The organism is Agromyces humi, from assembly GCF_009720255.1.
In the GTDB taxonomy this organism is placed as follows: Bacteria; Actinomycetota; Actinomycetes; order Actinomycetales; family Microbacteriaceae; genus Agromyces; species Agromyces humi.
Genome location: NZ_WJSP02000517.1, coordinates 1 through 2,131, shown reverse-complemented (window position 1 = coordinate 2,131; position 2,131 = coordinate 1). Strand labels below are relative to the sequence as shown.

2 protein-coding genes are annotated in these 2,131 nt (G+C 71.4%); both read right to left on the bottom strand.

Features of this window, described 5'->3' with window-relative positions; all coding sequences use genetic code 11:
- Positions 1-236: 236 nt before the first annotated feature.
- Positions 237-1,142, bottom strand: a complete 906-nt coding sequence (locus tag GH736_RS21665; RefSeq protein WP_159606986.1) for an aldo/keto reductase — start codon at positions 1,140-1,142, stop codon at positions 237-239.
- Positions 1,143-1,162: 20 nt separating this feature from the next.
- The gene (locus GH736_RS21660) at positions 1,163-1,894 is read right to left on the bottom strand and encodes a phytoene desaturase family protein (RefSeq protein ID WP_159606984.1); all 732 of its coding nucleotides are present in this window, start codon (positions 1,892-1,894) and stop codon (positions 1,163-1,165) included.
- Between the last annotated feature and the right edge of the window lie 237 nt (positions 1,895-2,131).

Sequence of the window (2,131 nt, the reverse complement as noted above, 5' to 3'; positions counted from 1 at the left end):
TCAAGATGCAGCGCGCGGTGCTCGGCCGGTACCACGTACACAGGGCGCCGTCTTTGGGATCGCGCGTTGGCACGTGCGCGGATCGCCTCGGCCGTATCCGGGATGGACTTCTCGAGGCACAAGGGGCATCCGGAGCGATCGCTCGAGCTCGATGAGCGCACGCGTGGGGCCGCGCAGCAAGGAGCTGATTGTACTTCGCAAGAAGCGACTGTACGCGCCCGTGCTCATGTGGGGCTTCATCTGTCCCCTTCGGGCGAGCTCGTAGAGGTCGACCCGGCGTTCTCATCGACCCGCTCCCGGCGACGGGTTCCGGGGATCGGCACGATGAACGGGTGCCGCGCGAGCAGCCAGGCGAGTGCGACCTGGCCCGGCGTCGCGTCACGCCGCTCGGCGAGGCCGCGCACGTGGTCGACGATCGCCTGGTTCGCCGCGAGGTTCTCGGGCGCGAAGCGGGGCACCCGCGCCCGGATCTCGTCAGGCGCGAAGGTCGCGTCGGGTCCGACCGTGCCCGTGAGGAACCCCTTGCCGAGCGGGCTGAACGGCACGAATCCGACGCCGAGTTCGGCGCACGTGGGCAGCACCTCCGCCTCGGGGTCGCGCGTCCAGAGCGAGTACTCGCTCTGGACGGCGGTCACCGGGAAGACGGCGTGCGCACGTCGGATCGTGCCGGCGCCCGCTTCGGACAGCCCGAAGTGACGCACCTTGCCCTCGGCGACGAGCTCGCCGACGGTGCCGGCGACGTCCTCGATGGGAACGTCGGGATCCACTCGGTGCTGGTAGAAGAGGTCGATCGTGTCGACCTTCAGGCGCTGCAGCGACCCGTCGGCGACGCGGCGGATCTGCTCGGGCCGCGAGTCGACGCCCTGCATCCGGCCGTCGACGATGTTCCAGCCGAACTTCGTCGCGACGACCACCTGGTCGCGGATCGGGGCGATCGCGTCGCCGACGAGCGCCTCATTGTCGTACGGTCCGTACACCTCGGCCGTGTCGATGAACGTGACGCCGTGCTCGACCGCGTAGCGCAGCACGCCGATCATGTCGTCGCGGTCGCCGGGGTTGGGTCCGTAGCTCATCGACATGCCCATGGCGCCCAGCCCGACGGCCGACACCTCCAACCCCTGGCCCAGCTTCCTCGTGTGCATCAGGTGCTCCTCACCACGCGTCATCCGATCGAGAGATTCGGCAGCGCGCGCACGCCGAACTCGTGCCGCAGCGCACTCAGCGCGGCGTACCACCCGTTGAGGCCGGTCACCCCCGGCCCCGGCGGCGTCGAGGCCGACGCCAGGTACACGCCGGGGATGGCCGTGCGCCAGGGGTCGGGCGAGAACACCGGTCGGCGCAGCAACTGGCCGATCGACGGCGTGCCGGAGGCGATGTCGCCGAGGACGTAGTTCGGGTCGTACCGCTCCACGTCCTCCGCGGTGCGGCTGGATGCCGCGAGCACCACGTCGCGGAAGCCGGGTGCGAACCGCTCGATCTGCCGGGTGATCGCCTCCTGTTGATCGACCGTGGAGCCGCGCGGCACGTGGGTGTAGGTCCACAGCACGTGCCGCCCGGCCGGCGCGCGGGAGCCGTCGACGATGGAGGGCTGCGAGACCAGGACGTATTGCGAGGCGCTGTGCCGGCCGAGCGCGACGTCGTGCTCGGCACTCGCGATCTGCGCCCGAGTGCCGCCCACGTGCACGGTGCCCGCTCCCGCGAGTCCGGGATTCGACCACGGGACGGGCCCCGAGAGGGCGAAGTCGACCTTCGCGACGCCGTTGCCGTAGCGGAAGCGGCTCAGCGACCGCGCGTAGGCGTCGGGCACGCTGCGCCCGGCGAGTCGGAGGAGTGCTCGCGGGGTCACGTCCATGAGGATGGCGCGGGCGGATGGCAGTTCGCTGAGCGCCGTCACGTCGGCGTCCGTGGTGATCCGCCCGCCGTGCGCCAGCAGGTCCTCGGCGAGGGCGTCGACGATGGCCTGGCTGCCGCCGACGGGGATCGGCCAGCCCCGAGCGTGCGCGTAGGTTCCAGGTGAAGCCCCAGTCCTGGCCGCGCGACTCGGGGTACGGCTCGAGCTTCGGCAGGCCGGCGGTGAGCGGGCGCAGCATGGCGTCGTAGCCCGCCTTCGACACGAGCGACCCGTCGTTGC

Bases quoted from the DNA above. Each gene is read 5' to 3' on its own strand.
- GH736_RS21665 (WP_159606986.1), bottom strand. From the start codon at position 1,142: ATGCACACGAGGAAGCTGGGCCAGGGGTTGGAGGTGTCGGCCGTCGGG.